Annotated in this window: 11 protein-coding genes; 2 read left to right on the top strand and 9 right to left on the bottom strand. The window is 59.6% G+C overall.

The window, feature by feature from the left end; genetic code table 11:
- Window positions 1-107 precede the first annotated feature (107 nt).
- The 7 genes from kdpC to QSK07_RS18055 all read right to left on the bottom strand — a co-directional run bounded on the left by kdpC (window position 108) and on the right by QSK07_RS18055 (window position 8,268).
- Window positions 108-674, bottom strand: a complete 567-nt coding sequence (kdpC, locus tag QSK07_RS18085) for a potassium-transporting ATPase subunit KdpC (protein ID WP_098052097.1) — start codon at window positions 672-674, stop codon at window positions 108-110.
- Window positions 675-684: 10 nt separating this feature from the next.
- Window positions 685-2,733, bottom strand: a complete 2,049-nt coding sequence (kdpB, locus tag QSK07_RS18080; RefSeq protein WP_266307936.1) for a potassium-transporting ATPase subunit KdpB — start codon at window positions 2,731-2,733, stop codon at window positions 685-687.
- Window positions 2,730-4,418, bottom strand: coding sequence for a potassium-transporting ATPase subunit KdpA (kdpA, locus tag QSK07_RS18075; protein ID WP_285722090.1), 1,689 nt, complete (start codon window positions 4,416-4,418; stop codon window positions 2,730-2,732). Before kdpA ends, kdpB begins: the two co-directional genes overlap by 4 nt.
- The gene (gene kdpF / locus QSK07_RS18070; RefSeq protein WP_010253443.1) at window positions 4,418-4,507 is read right to left on the bottom strand and encodes a K(+)-transporting ATPase subunit F; all 90 of its coding nucleotides are present in this window, start codon (window positions 4,505-4,507) and stop codon (window positions 4,418-4,420) included. The genes kdpA and kdpF overlap by 1 nt, the downstream gene beginning before the upstream one ends.
- A gap of 108 nt (window positions 4,508-4,615) precedes the next feature.
- Window positions 4,616-5,782, bottom strand: coding sequence for an HD-GYP domain-containing protein (locus tag QSK07_RS18065; protein ID WP_285722088.1), 1,167 nt, complete (start codon window positions 5,780-5,782; stop codon window positions 4,616-4,618).
- 157 nt (window positions 5,783-5,939) lie between these two features.
- A complete protein-coding gene (locus QSK07_RS18060) occupies window positions 5,940-6,896 on the bottom strand; it encodes a 2-hydroxyacid dehydrogenase (protein WP_285722086.1) in 957 nt (318 codons plus the stop codon).
- Window positions 6,877-8,268, bottom strand: coding sequence for an MFS transporter (locus QSK07_RS18055; RefSeq protein ID WP_285722084.1), 1,392 nt, complete (start codon window positions 8,266-8,268; stop codon window positions 6,877-6,879). The genes QSK07_RS18060 and QSK07_RS18055 overlap by 20 nt, the downstream gene beginning before the upstream one ends.
- 420 nt (window positions 8,269-8,688) lie before the next feature.
- Here QSK07_RS18055 and QSK07_RS18050 point away from each other — a divergent pair, with 420 nt between their 5' ends.
- On the top strand, window positions 8,689-9,606 hold the full coding sequence (locus QSK07_RS18050) for a sugar ABC transporter substrate-binding protein (protein WP_098052091.1): 918 nt from the start codon (window positions 8,689-8,691) through the stop codon (window positions 9,604-9,606).
- Window positions 9,607-9,641: 35 nt separating this feature from the next.
- Here QSK07_RS18050 and QSK07_RS18045 read toward each other — a convergent pair whose 3' ends face one another.
- A complete protein-coding gene (locus QSK07_RS18045; protein ID WP_285722081.1) occupies window positions 9,642-10,142 on the bottom strand; it encodes a GNAT family N-acetyltransferase in 501 nt (166 codons plus the stop codon).
- A gap of 72 nt (window positions 10,143-10,214) precedes the next feature.
- Between QSK07_RS18045 and QSK07_RS18040 the strand changes: the two genes are divergently transcribed.
- Window positions 10,215-12,047, top strand: coding sequence for an ABC transporter ATP-binding protein (locus tag QSK07_RS18040; RefSeq protein ID WP_285722080.1), 1,833 nt, complete (start codon window positions 10,215-10,217; stop codon window positions 12,045-12,047).
- On the opposite strand, the gene QSK07_RS18035 is transcribed toward QSK07_RS18040, so the two are convergent.
- A complete protein-coding gene (locus QSK07_RS18035; protein WP_285722078.1) occupies window positions 12,044-13,168 on the bottom strand; it encodes a GNAT family N-acetyltransferase in 1,125 nt (374 codons plus the stop codon). The genes QSK07_RS18040 and QSK07_RS18035 overlap by 4 nt on opposite strands.
- Window positions 13,169-13,273 lie beyond the last annotated feature (105 nt).

The following is a 13,273-nucleotide window of genomic DNA, read 5'->3' as shown; positions in this document are numbered from 1 at the left end:
CAGGGCCGCACTTCAGGGCGTTCAGGTTGCTAAAGCAGCCTGTGTGAGCACTGCCCAGGTTCAGACTGACAAATAAAATAGCCTAATGGGATAGGCTCTTAACACCATTACAGTTCGTTGAGGGCCATGTTCAGCTGCAGCACGTTGAGGGTCGGCGTGCCGAGGAAGGGCATCAGCGGACGATGCGTCATCTTTTCAATCAGCGCCTCAACCTGCGCGACCGGCACGTTGCGGCTGGCAGCGACACGCGGAGCCTGCCACAGGGCAGCCTGGGGCGAAATATCCGGGTCCAGCCCGCTGGCGGAAGCCGTCACCAGCTCAACCGGCACTGCGCCAGATGCCTGCGGGTTCGCGGCCCGCAGTGCAGCGACGCGGTCAGCGACCGCTTTATCCAGCGCCGGGTTGCTGGCGGCCAGATTACTGCCACCCGAGGCCAGCGGGTTATAGGCTTTATCACTGGTGGCTGAAGGACGCCCCCAGAAATAGCCAGGCTGGGTAAAGTTCTGCCCAATCAGCGCGGATCCGTGCGCCACGCCCTCCTCCTCCAGCAGCGAGCCATTGGCCTGGGCCGGAAACAGCCACTGCGCCAGACCGGTGGTGAGGAAAGGATAAACCACGCCGGTAACAAGCGTAAGCAGCAACAACAGTAAAATTGCCGGACGTAACTGACTCATTTTTTTCTCCTCAGGCCATGCCTGAAAGCACTAACAGCAGATCGATCGCTTTGATGCCGACAAACGGCACCAGCAGCCCACCCAGACCGTAAATCAGCAGGTTGCGGCGCAGCAGCGCAGCCGCACTCAGCGGGCGGTAGCTGACGCCTTTCAGTGCCAGCGGGATCAGGAAGATAATCACCAGGGCGTTAAAGATCACCGCCGACAGAATTGCGCTGGCAGGCGAGTGCAGCTGCATCACGTTCAGCATGTTGAGCTGCGGATAGGTCGCCGCAAACGCCGCCGGAATAATGGCGAAATATTTCGCCACGTCGTTGGCGATACTGAAGGTGGTCAGTGAACCGCGCGTCATCAGCATCTGTTTACCGATGTGCACCACTTCCAGCAGCTTGGTCGGGTTCGAGTCGAGATCGACCATGTTGCCCGCCTCTTTCGCCGCCTGCGTACCGGAGTTCATCGCCACCGCCACATCCGCCTGCGCCAGGGCAGGCGCATCGTTGGTGCCGTCGCCGGTCATCGCCACTAACCGTCCTTCTGCCTGATACTGGCGGATCAGCGCCAGCTTGGCTTCCGGCGTCGCCTCTGACAGGAAGTCATCCACGCCCGCTTCCGCCGCAATGGCCGCGGCGGTCAGCGGGTTATCGCCGGTGATCATCACCGTTTTAATGCCCATTTTGCGCAGTTCGGCAAAGCGCTCTTTGATGCCGCCTTTCACAATATCTTTTAGCGCCACCACGCCCAGCACGTTCGCGCCCTCTGACACCACCAGCGGCGTGCCGCCACTGCGCGCCACCTCTTCTACCTGCGCATTCACTTCGGCTGGGAAACGGCCATGGTTCGCTTCGATATGGCGACGGACCGCATCGACCGCGCCCTTGCGAATCAGCCGGTCCTGCACGTTCACGCCACTCATGCGCGTCTGCGCCGAGAACGGAATAAAGCTGGCGCCCATGCTGCTGAGATCGCGCTCACGCAGATTAAAGCGCTGTTTCGCCAGCACCACAATGCTGCGGCCTTCGGGTGTCTCATCGGCCAGCGAGGCGAGCTGCGCGGCATCGGCCAGCTGCTCTTCGCTGACGCCCGGCGCGGGCAGGAACTGGGTCGCCTGGCGGTTACCCAATGTGATGGTGCCGGTTTTGTCGAGCATCAGCACATCCACATCGCCTGCGGCTTCCACCGCACGTCCACTGGTCGCAATGACGTTCGCACCCAGCATCCGGCTCATTCCCGCCACCCCAATCGCCGACAGCAGGCCACCGATGGTGGTCGGGATCAGACAGACCAGCAGCGCCACCAGCACGGTGATACTGACCGGCGTGCCGCCCCATGCCGAGAACGGCCAGAGCGTCACGGTCGCCAGCAGGAACACGATGGTCAGTGAGACCAGCAGAATGGTCAGCGCGATCTCATTGGGTGTTTTGCGGCGTTTTGCGCCTTCCACCATGGCGATCATCCGGTCAAGGAAGGTTTCGCCCGGGTTGGCGCTACAGGTGATCACCAGCCAGTCAGAGAGAATACGCGTACCGCCCGTCACAGAGGCGAAGTCACCGCCTGACTCACGGATGACCGGTGCCGATTCACCGGTAATGGCGCTCTCATCCACGGAGGCACCGCCCTCCATCACTTCACCGTCGCAGGGAATGATGTCACCCGCTTCGACCAGCACCGCGTCGCCTTTGCGCAGCGCATCGGCACTGACCTGCTGCCACTCCGCGCCATAGCGCGCCGCTGACAGTTTTTTGGCAAAGCTGGTCTTTTTGACCCCTTTCAGGCTGCTCGCCTGCGCTTTACTGCGCCCTTCTGCCAGCGCCTCCGCCAGGTTGGCGAACAGCACGGTGAACCAGAGCCAGAGCGCAATCGCGCCGGTAAAGCTGGCACTGCCGCTGATGCGGCCAGACAGCATGGCCAGCGCCAGCAGCGTGGTCAGCACACTGCCGAGCCAGACCACAAACATCACCGGGTTACGGAACTGTACCCGCGGATCGAGCTTTTTCACCGCATCCCAGGCCGAGGTACGCAGCAGCGCTGCGTCAAATAACGCCTGTTGTTGACGACTCATGAGGATTGTCCCTGAACAAGTTGCAGATGCTCAGCCACCGGGCCCAGCGCCAGAGCAGGAATAAAGGTGAGTGCACCCACCAGCAGCACTGTGCCGATGAGTAAGGCAATAAACAGCGGGCCGTGGGTGGGCAGCGTGCCGTTACCCACCGGCTGTACTTTTTTCACCGCCATCGCCCCGGCAATCGCCATCACCGGAATGATGATCCCGAAACGGCCCAGCAGCATGCAGATAGCCAGTAACAGGTTCCAGAACGGCGTGTTAGCACTCAGTCCGGCAAAGGCGCTGCCGTTGTTGTTAGCCGCCGAGGAGACGGCGTAGAGCACTTCGCTGAAGCCGTGAATGCCGGGGTTCGCCATTGCGCTGCGACCCGCGTCGGTCATCATCGCCAGTGCGGTGCCAATCAGCACCAGCGCCGGGGTGACCAGAATCGCCAGTGCGGTCATTTTCATCTCCCACACGTCGACTTTTTTACCCAGGAACTCCGGGGTACGGCCAATCATCAGTCCGGCGATAAACACCGCCAGCAGCACAAACAGCAGCATGCCGTAGAGACCGGCACCGACGCCGCCAAACACGACTTCACCCAGCTGCATCAGCCACATCGGCACCATGCCGCCCAGCGCAGTGAAGGAGTCGTGCATGGCATTCACCGCACCACAGGAGGCCGCGGTGGTAATGACCGCGAACAGGCTGCTGTTAAGAATGCCAAAGCGCGTCTCTTTGCCTTCCATGTTGACGGCGCTGTCGGCACCCAGCGGGAGGAAATGCGGGTTGCCCTGCAGTTCGGCCCACATCACGACGGCGACCGCCGCGACAAACATCAGCGTCATCGCCCACAGCAGCATATGGCCCTGACGACGGTCACGTACGCTTTCCCCAAATGCGAAGCAGAGCGCGGCCGGGATCAGGAAGATACTCAGCATCTGCACCAGGTTGGTCAGCACCGTCGGGTTTTCAAACGGATGGGCGGAGTTGGCGTTAAAGAAGCCGCCACCGTTGGTGCCCAGCATTTTAATCGCTTCCTGCGACGCCACGGGTCCCATTGACAGCGTCTGCTGTACGCCTTCCAGCGTGGTGAAGCTGTGGTAAGGCGCAAAGTTCTGAATGCTGCCCTGACTGACAAAGAACAGCGCCATCAGCAGGCTGATCGGCAGCAAGACATAGAGCGTGATGCGTGTCAGGTCGCGCCAGGCGTTACCCAGAGAGGCAGAGCTGCGATTAGCGAAACCCCGGATCAGCGCAAACGCCACGGCGATCCCGGTTGCGGCAGAGAGGAAGTTCTGCACCGTCAGGCCCACCATCTGACTGAAATAGCTCAGAGTGCTTTCGCCGCTGTAGGACTGCCAGTTGGTGTTGGTGACGAAGCTCACGGCGGTGTTCAGCGCCAGATGCCAGCTCAGGCCAGGCAGCTGCTGCGGATTCAGCGGCAGCGAACCCTGCATCAGCAGTATGGCCAGCAGCACCACGAAGCCCAGCGCGTTAAACAGCAGAATCGCCAGCAGGTAGTGCGGCCAGCGCATCTCCGATTGCTGCGCGCCCAGCAGTCGCCACAGCGGCGCTTCCAGGCGGGCAAACACCGGCTTATCAGCCACTAACGCGGCCAGACCCCGGCCGAGCGGCTGCGCCAGCACCATCAGCAGCACCAGATAAAATGCGATGATTAAAAAAGCATTGGCCGCCATCAGAAGGCCTCCGCATTTAACAGGGCATAGATCAGATAGCCCAGTAACAACACCACCAGCACAATGCCGGTTATTACGCCCACGCTCACAAGAACCTCCGGAGGATTGGATTTATGGCTTAGCTTGCGCGGAGGCGTATAAAGAAGGGGTTAAAATGCAGCGGGCGGGCGTAAAAATAGTGTAAAAATGGCGAAAAATCAGGCGACTTCCAGCGCCCAGATACGATTGAGATCGACGTTACCCCATAGCGTACTGTCCTCTGCGCCCACAATGCTGTCGGTGCAGAAACTGTCGCCGAGGTCGAGCTCCTCCGGTTTCACTTCACGCTGGGCGTGCAGCGACCAGAAGACGTGCACACAGGGACGCATCAGCGATTTTTCGCCCGCTTTCACCACCAGCGCCACCCGGCCGGAGGCCAGACGCACCAGCGAGCCTACCGGATAGATGCCGATCGTTCGCACGAAGGTGTGCAGCAGGCCCGGATCGAAGTGGCCGCGCCAGCTCAGCATCTGGTGCATCGCCTCTGCCGGTGTCCAGCCGTTGCGATAGGAGCGCGTTGAGGTGACCGCATCGTAGACATCACACACCGCTGCCATCCGGGCGTAGAACGAAATCGCCTCCCCTTTCAGGCGGTGCGGGTAGCCACTGCCATCATACTTTTCATGGTGATGCAGGGCGATATCGAGCAGATCGTCATCGGCGTCGGCTTCAATCAGCATCTGCGTGCCCACCACCGGATGCTCGCGCATCACCCTGAACTCCTCTTCCGTCAGCTTGCCCGCTTTGTTCAGGATCGCCAGCGGCACAGCGGCTTTGCCGACATCATGTAGTAAACCGCCCATGCCCACCCGACGCAGCTGCTGCTCATCCAGCCCGAGTTTTTTACCCAGCGCAATCATCAGCCCGCAGACTGCCATGGAGTGCAGATAGGTGTAGTCATCATGATTTTTCAGCCGTGCCACGCTGAGCATCGCGGAGGGTTCACGCGTGATCGAGCCGGCGATTTCATCCACCAGATCCATCATATAATCGAACTTCAGGCCGTTGCCCAGTCGCGCTTCGTTAAACATCGCCAGTACTTTCGGTTTGCCCTGCTGAAAGATCAGCTGTGCCTGGTCCAGCTCCTGAAAAAACGGAGTGCGGCCAATGGTTCTTTTCGCGATCGAGGTGGCGATCGGCGCCTGTACGGATCGATCGAGGTCGATCCAGAGCTGGCGGATCCCTTCACTGCGTAACGCGGCGATTTGTCGCGGATCGGTGATCAGCATCTGATTATGAATACGCTGGTCCTTTATCCACCAGACCTCCAGTTTGTGGATAAACATCCCTGGGCGCAGTTCATCAATGGTAATCAGCTTTATCACGCTATCACTCCTTACGATCAGCGGGTGGTAAAGTGATATCGGCAGCTGGACAAATATTCTTCAGGCTGTTTTGTGCGGAGGCGGCGTGCGGGCGAGTGGTCAGAGGAGAGACGTCCTGCCTCACGCTCTGTCCAATATGGGTAAGTCGTTGTTGCCGCTAGACTACGCGGGTCAGGACCGGCTCTCCACGGGCAAACGCCAGCATGTTCTCAAACACCAGATCCGCCATCGCCGCCATGGTTTCGCAGGTGCTGCTGGCGATATGTGGCGTAATCACCACATTGTCGCGCTGACGCAGGGCGTCAGGCACCTGCGGCTCCTGTTCAAATACATCCAGTCCGGCACCGGCGATCTGTCCGGTTTCCAGTGCCGCCAACAGCGCCTGCTGATCGACCACACTGCCGCGCGCGATGTTGATCAGATAACCCTGCGGACCCAGCGCCTGCAGCACGTCTGCGTTAATGATATGCCGCGTTGCAGCACCGCCTGGCAGCGTGAGCACCAGAAAATCGGCCTGCTGCGCCAGCGCTATCAGGCTCTCATGCCGGGTATAGGGCACGTCGGGGCGTGAACGCGGGTTGTAGTAGTGAATCTGCATATCAAACGCCTGTGCGCGCCTGGCCACCGCCTGGCCGATATTGCCCAGCCCGACGATACCGCACACCTTGCCGCCGATTTTGCTGCTCAGCGGAAAGCGGCCCTGCGACCAGTGCCCGGCGCGCGTGAAGCGGTCGGCCTCACTGATGCGACGCGCCACATCCAGCAGCAGCGCCATGCCCAGGTCGGCGACGCAATCATTCAGCACCTCTGGCGTGTTGGTGACGACAATGCCGCGTGACCGGGCGGCTTCCGTATCAATGCTGTCATACCCGACGCCGTTGCTGCAGATCGCTTTAAGGTTGGGCAATGCCGCGATCAGTGCGGCAGGTGCGCCCATTACCGCGTTGCCGCTGGTGACCAGCATGTCGATGGCAGCACCCTGTTCAGCCAGAAAAGTCGCCTCATCGTCCGTCTCCCACAGCCGGAAGGCGGTGAACGCGTTTTCGATATTCTCAATCAACTCTGGTGGCAGAAATTTTCCTTTGATCAGCACATTACATTGCTTTAATGCCATCTTCTTTCTCCTGATTGTTATAGGCTGCCGGGCGATCGGTCTCTTCGCCAACGCGTTCAATCGGTCCCATCACCAGCAGGAACAGCAGCGCCGCAACCACGCAGTGTGCCGCCACAAATGCCAGCCCGATGCTGTAGCTGCCGGTCAGCCCGACGATGATGCCGAACAGCAGCGGCGTGGTGAAACCGGCGATATTGCCGATGCCGTTAAAAATGGACCCCGCCAGACCCACCGCCTCTTTAGGCGCGGTGTCGCTGATCACCGTCCAGGTGCCTGCGCCCGCCGCGATACCTTTGCCGAAAAAGGCGAAGGACATAATGGCGATGATGCCGCCATTACCGGGAATGATCGCCGCCAGCACCAGGCTCGACGCCATCAGCATGCCGACGATGTAGGGCGTTTTACGCGCCCAGGAGACGCTCCAGCCCCGGGCGATTAACTTATCTGACAGGTAACCGCCGCTGATCCCGCCGAGAAAACCAAACAGCGCCGGGGCAATGGTGGCGAAACCCGCCTCCATAATGTTCATGCCGTGTGCCTGCACCAGATAGATCGGGAACCAGGTAATAAAAAAGTAGCTGAGCGCGATGATGCAGTACTGACCAAGATAGGCGCACCACAGCATGCGATTGGTGAGCAGCTTTCTGAACATCGCTTTGCTGACCGGTGGCCAGGCCTTCAGGGTCTGCGCCGCATCGATATCCACCAGCGCGCCGCCATCAATGATGTGGCGCAGTTCACTTTCCGACACGCCGGGGTGATTACGCGGCTCCCGCATCCAGGCTGCCCAGACAAACACCGCCAGCAGGCCGATGCCGCCCAGCACAAAGAACGGCCACTCCCAGCCTAAGCGCGACACCAGCCAGCCTGACAGCGGCGAGAAGATGGCAACGGCAAAATATTGCGCCGAACTGAACAGCGATGACGCCCGTCCCCGCTCAGCGCCAGGGAACCACATAATCACCACGCGCGCATTGGCGGGAAAGCTGGGTGCCTCAATGAGCCCCAGCATAAAGCGCAGACCAAACATCAGCATCAGCGCGCCGGTCATACCGCTGGAGAATTCGCCCACAAACCCCATCGCCAGTGTCGAGACCGACCAGAGCGCCAGCGTGACGCCATAGACTTTTTTGGCTCCGAAGCGGTCAAGGAACAGTCCGCCGGGGATCTGACCGATAACGTAGGCCCAGCTGAAAGCAGAGAGGATCAGTCCCAGCTGGATCGCTGACAGGCCGAACTCCTCTTTGATCGCCGATCCGGAGATCGAGAGGATCGAACGGTCGGCGTAGGCCACCACCGACAGAAACAGGATCAGGCAGAGGATCCCGATGCGGACATGGGTGGTCCGTTGAGGCATTGCGTCTTTAGGCATGAGCTGAATTCCTTAAAAAGCGGCAGGTTGTGCCACAAGGTTTTTTTCAGGAATAACGCTGAGATTTCCCGCTTCTGGAAATATAGATAGGAGGCTAACTAAGGGTCATTGTGCGGATGTTGAGATCGACGGGTCCGAATAAACGATTTTCTGACAACCGCCACAACTGCCCGTGCGGCGCTGCACAAAAGCGCAAAAAGCTGCTGCTCTCTGCCGCAGAGTGTGCACCCGATCGGGGTTTTAACCGGCCCGGGCAGCTATGACGCAACGAATTTGCAGCAAAGTGTGGCGACGTCAGCAAGAGTGAAACGGGCGGCTTGTCAAACCTGACGGCAATTTCTAAGCTGCAGATGATCCTCTTTATCCATTTTTATAATAAATGAAAAATCCATTCCATCCGGTTATCTTCGGGAGTCCGCAATGAAAACACGCGCATGGGCATTACTCTGTCTGCTCTCTCTTTCCACGTCGGCGCTGGCAGAGAAGATTGGCGTTTCGATGGCTTATTTCGACCAGAACTTCCTGACTATTATTCGCCAGTCGATTGAAAAAGAGGCCAAAGCGCGTCAGCTGGATGCGCAGTTCGAAGATGCGCGCGGCGACGTCGGCCGTCAGACCGATCAGGTGCAGAGCTTTATCAGCGCCGGGGTGAACGCGATTATTGTCGATCCGGTCGACTCCGCCAGCACCCCAGCCCTGACGAAACTGGCGCAGCAGGCGCACATTCCGCTGGTCTACGTTAACCGCACACCGGGCGATAAAACCCTGCCACCGGGCGTGGTGTTCGTCGGCTCTGACGAACGCGAGTCCGGCACACTGCAGATGGAGGCGCTGGCGAAGCAGGCCGGTTACCGTGGCAATGTCGCCATCATGATCGGTAACCTCAGCGATGCGGGCGCACTGCAGCGCACCAGAGATGTGGAGCAGGTAGTGGCAAAGTATCCCGACATGAAAGTGGTGCTCAAGCAGACTGCCAACTATTCGCGCAATGAGGGCATGGATTTAATGCTCAACTGGCTGTCGAACGGAGAAGCGATTGATATTGTCGCCGCCAACAATGATGAGATGGCGATTGGCGCAACCATGGCGATTGCCCAGGCGAAGCCGAAGAAAACCATTCTGGTCGGCGGCATTGATGCCACACCGGATGGACTGAAAGCGCTGGCCAGCGGCAGACTGGCGGTGACGGTGTTCCAGGATGCCGTGGGCCAGGGCAGGAAATCGGTTGAGGTGGCGCAGCAGATGATCAAAGGCCAGAAGGTGGATTCCCACCAGTGGATCCCGTTTGAGCGGGTCACACAGCAGAACATGCAGCACTACCGCACTAACAATCCGTAACGCAACACGGCGCGGCAGCACTGCCGCGCCGGTTATCACTCCCCGTTCAGCAGCTTCGCCATCATCACCACATCGCGCAGCTGACCGTCACGCAGTGCGGCCTGACGTTTCACCCCTTCACGCTCAAAGCCCAGCCGCTCATAGAGCCGCAGCGCCCGGTCGTTGTCGTGAAACACTTCCAGCTCCACACGGGTAATGCCCAGCCAGTTGCGGGAGTAGTCGAGCGCGGTGCGGATCAGGCGCTCACCGACGCCACGACCGCCGAAATCGGGACGCACACCTAGTCCAAAACTGATGCAGTGGCGGGTGCGCGGCTTATTATCCACAAACAGCGTCAGTTCGCCGGCCAGCACGCCGTCGATCTCGGCGATAAAGGCGATAAAGCCCTCGGCATCCATTCTGGCGATTTTTTTTTCCCAGGTGGTGACGCTGGGAAACGGCAGTTGCAGCGTCCAGGGATAGACATCGGGATGACTGTAAAGCCGCTGATAAGCGGCAGCGTCCTGCGGTTCGCGTGCCCGTATCGTAATTTCCATATTTTCTCCTGTTAGCCGAATGGGGTTCATGCACTAAGCTGTAGCTCTTTACCGGACGGAAAGAGTATCGCTATGTTGTATCGTCGTTTTGAGCGTTTTATCAATATATTTCAGGACGCACCCACCGATTCGCCCCCCTCAACGGTCTGGTCGTTTTACCTCTACTACCTGCGCCAGGTCTGGCCCAGTTTTGCCGCGCTGCTGGTGGTCGGGCTGGCGTCAGCCCTGATTGAAGTGTCGCTGTTCAGCTATCTGAGCCGGATTATCGATATGGTCAATCACTCCACGCCCGCCACCCTGTTCCGGGATAACTGGCCGATACTGTTGTGGATGGGCGCAGTGGCACTCATCCTGCGACCGGTTTTTATCGCCCTGCACGATATGCTGGTGCATCAGAGCATCAGCCCAGGCATGACCAGCCTGATCCGCTGGCAGCATCACAACTACGTGTTGCGTCAGAGCCTTAACTTCTTCCAGAGCGATTTCGCCGGGCGTATTGCCCAGCGCATTATGCAGACCGGCAGCTCACTGCGTGACTCGGCGGTGCAGCTGGTGGACGCCATCTGGCACGTGCTGATCTACGCCGTAACCTCGCTGGTACTGTTTGCCGGTGCCGACTGGCGGCTGATGCTCCCGCTGATTATCTGGATGGTGGCCTACAGCGCCTCGCTGCGTTTCTTTGTACCGCGCGTCAAAGCACGTTCGGTGGTCTCCTCGGAAGCGCGCTCAAAGCTGATGGGCACCATTGTTGACGGCTACACCAACATCGCCACCATCAAGCTGTTTGCCCACAGCGACCTGGAACGTCAGTACGCGCGTGAGGCGATTCAGGAGCAGACCGACAAAACCCAGCACGCCAGCCGCATGGTAACCAGCATGGATCTGACGCTGTCGGCGCTGAACGGCCTGCTGATTGTCTCCACCTCGGGGCTGGCATTGTGGCTGTGGAGCCAGTCGCTGATCAGCGTCGGGGCGATTGCGCTGGCCACCGGTCTGGTGATCCGTCTGGTGAACATGTCCGGCTGGATCATGTGGGTGGTCAACGGCATCTTCGAAAACATCGGCATGGTGCAGGATGGCCTGAACACCATTGCGCAGCCGCTGAGCGTACAGGATGCGCCGCAGGCGAAGCAGCTTAAGGTGACGCGTGGCAACATCGGTTTTGAGGATGTACGCTTCGATTATGGCGGTGGCCGCCAGGTGATTAACGGTTTTAACCTCAACATCAGATCCGGTGAGAAGATTGGTCTGATTGGTCCCTCGGGTGCCGGTAAATCGACGCTGGTAAACCTGCTGCTGCGCCTCTATGACCTGAATGGTGGGCGGATTGTGATCGACGATCAGGATATCGCCGCCGTGACTCAGGAGAGCCTGCGCAGCCAGATTGGCATGATCACCCAGGATACCTCACTGCTGCATCGCTCAATTCGTGAAAACCTGCTTTATGGACGTCCCGACGCCACTGAAGAGGAGTTGCAACTGGCGATTCACCGCGCCCGCGCCGATGAGTTTATCCCGCTGCTTTCCGACTCGCTGGGCCGCACCGGGCTGGACGCGCACGTGGGCGAGCGCGGCGTGAAGCTGTCGGGCGGTCAGCGTCAGCGCGTGGCGATTGCCCGCGTGCTGCTGAAGGATGCGCCGGTTCTGATTATGGATGAGGCGACCTCAGCCCTCGACTCTGAAGTGGAAGCCGCCATTCAGGAGAGCCTGGAGTCCTTAATGCAGGGAAAAACCGTTATCGCCATTGCGCACCGCCTGTCGACCATTGCGAAGATGGATCGGCTGGTGGTGCTGGATAAAGGCGGTATTGCTGAGATGGGCAGCCATCAGGAGCTGCTGGCGCAGAACGGTCTTTATGCCCGACTGTGGCAGCATCAGACCGGCGGATTTGTCGGCGTCGATTAATCGCCGCGTCGATAGGGTAAGGCGTCACGCGCTTCTTCCGCCCAGCCGCGTACGCTTTCCCGCTCCTGCACCAGAAAATCTGCCACGGCCTCGCGCAGGCCGGGATGCAGCAGATAGTGCCAGGAGTGGGTAATCTGCGGTTCAAAGCCGCGCACCAGCTTGTGCTCGCCCTGCGCCCCCGCATCAAATCGCGTCAGCCCTTCATCAATCGCTAAATCCATCCCCTGATAAAAGCAGGTTTCGAAGTGCAGCCGGTCAAACTCCGCCAGACAGCCCCAGTAGCGGCCATAGAGCGTGTTGCTGTCGCGCAGATAAAAGGCCATCGCCGCCGGTTGCTGCTGTAAGCGAGCGATCACCACCACGATATTCTGCGGCATCCGCTCTGCCAGCAGGCTGAAAAAGTTGCGCGTCAGGTAGGGCCGCTGGCCGCGTACCGCGTAGGTATTGGCGTAACAGGTGTAGACAAAATCCCACTGATCTTCGCGCAGCTGACAACCCAGATAGCGGTCAAACACAAAGCCGCTTTGCGCCACCTGCTCGCGCTCTTTACGCAGCTGTTTGCGCTTGCGCGACATCAGCGTGTCCAGGAAATCCTGAAAATCGCGGTAGCCACGGTTATGCCAGTGATACTGACAGCCGAGCCGGGAGAGCCAGTCGGGCTGATCGGCCAGCAGCAGATTCGCCTGCGCAGCGGTAAAGTTAATATGCGCGCCGCTTAAGCCGTGCTGCAACAGGCTCTCCGGCAGGGCCGACAGCAGCTGTGCGGCGGCAGAGGCGTCACCCAGCAGGCGCGCGCCGCTGACCGGACTGAAGGGAATGGCGCCCAGCCATTTCGGGTAGTAGCGGATCCCGGCGCGCTGGCTGGCATCTGCCCAGGCGTGATCAAAGACATACTCACCCTGTGAATGATATTTCCGGTAGCCCGGCAGCGCGGCGCGCGTCACGCCTTTTTCCCGCCACAGCAGGTGATCAGGCTGCCAGCCCGATTCAGGCCGCACGCTGCCGCTCTCTTCTAAGGTGAGCAGAAAGGCGTGGCGCAAAAACGGCTGGTCATCAGGCAACAGCGCATCCCACTCGGCGGCCGGGATCGCCGCCAGTGACGTCAGGTGAATCAGCGACATGAAGTACTCCAGAGAACGTCGGGCAGAGCGTCAGTCAAGCAGGTTTTCCGCGGCAGCGAAAGGGTTAAGGCACGCAAAGTGAAGGCTGCAACGCCCGGCCGCAGC

Source organism: Pantoea sp. QMID4, assembly GCF_030270445.1.
Classification (GTDB): domain Bacteria; phylum Pseudomonadota; class Gammaproteobacteria; order Enterobacterales; family Enterobacteriaceae; genus Pantoea; species Pantoea vagans.
This window is presented reverse-complemented; position numbering and strand designations above follow the sequence as displayed.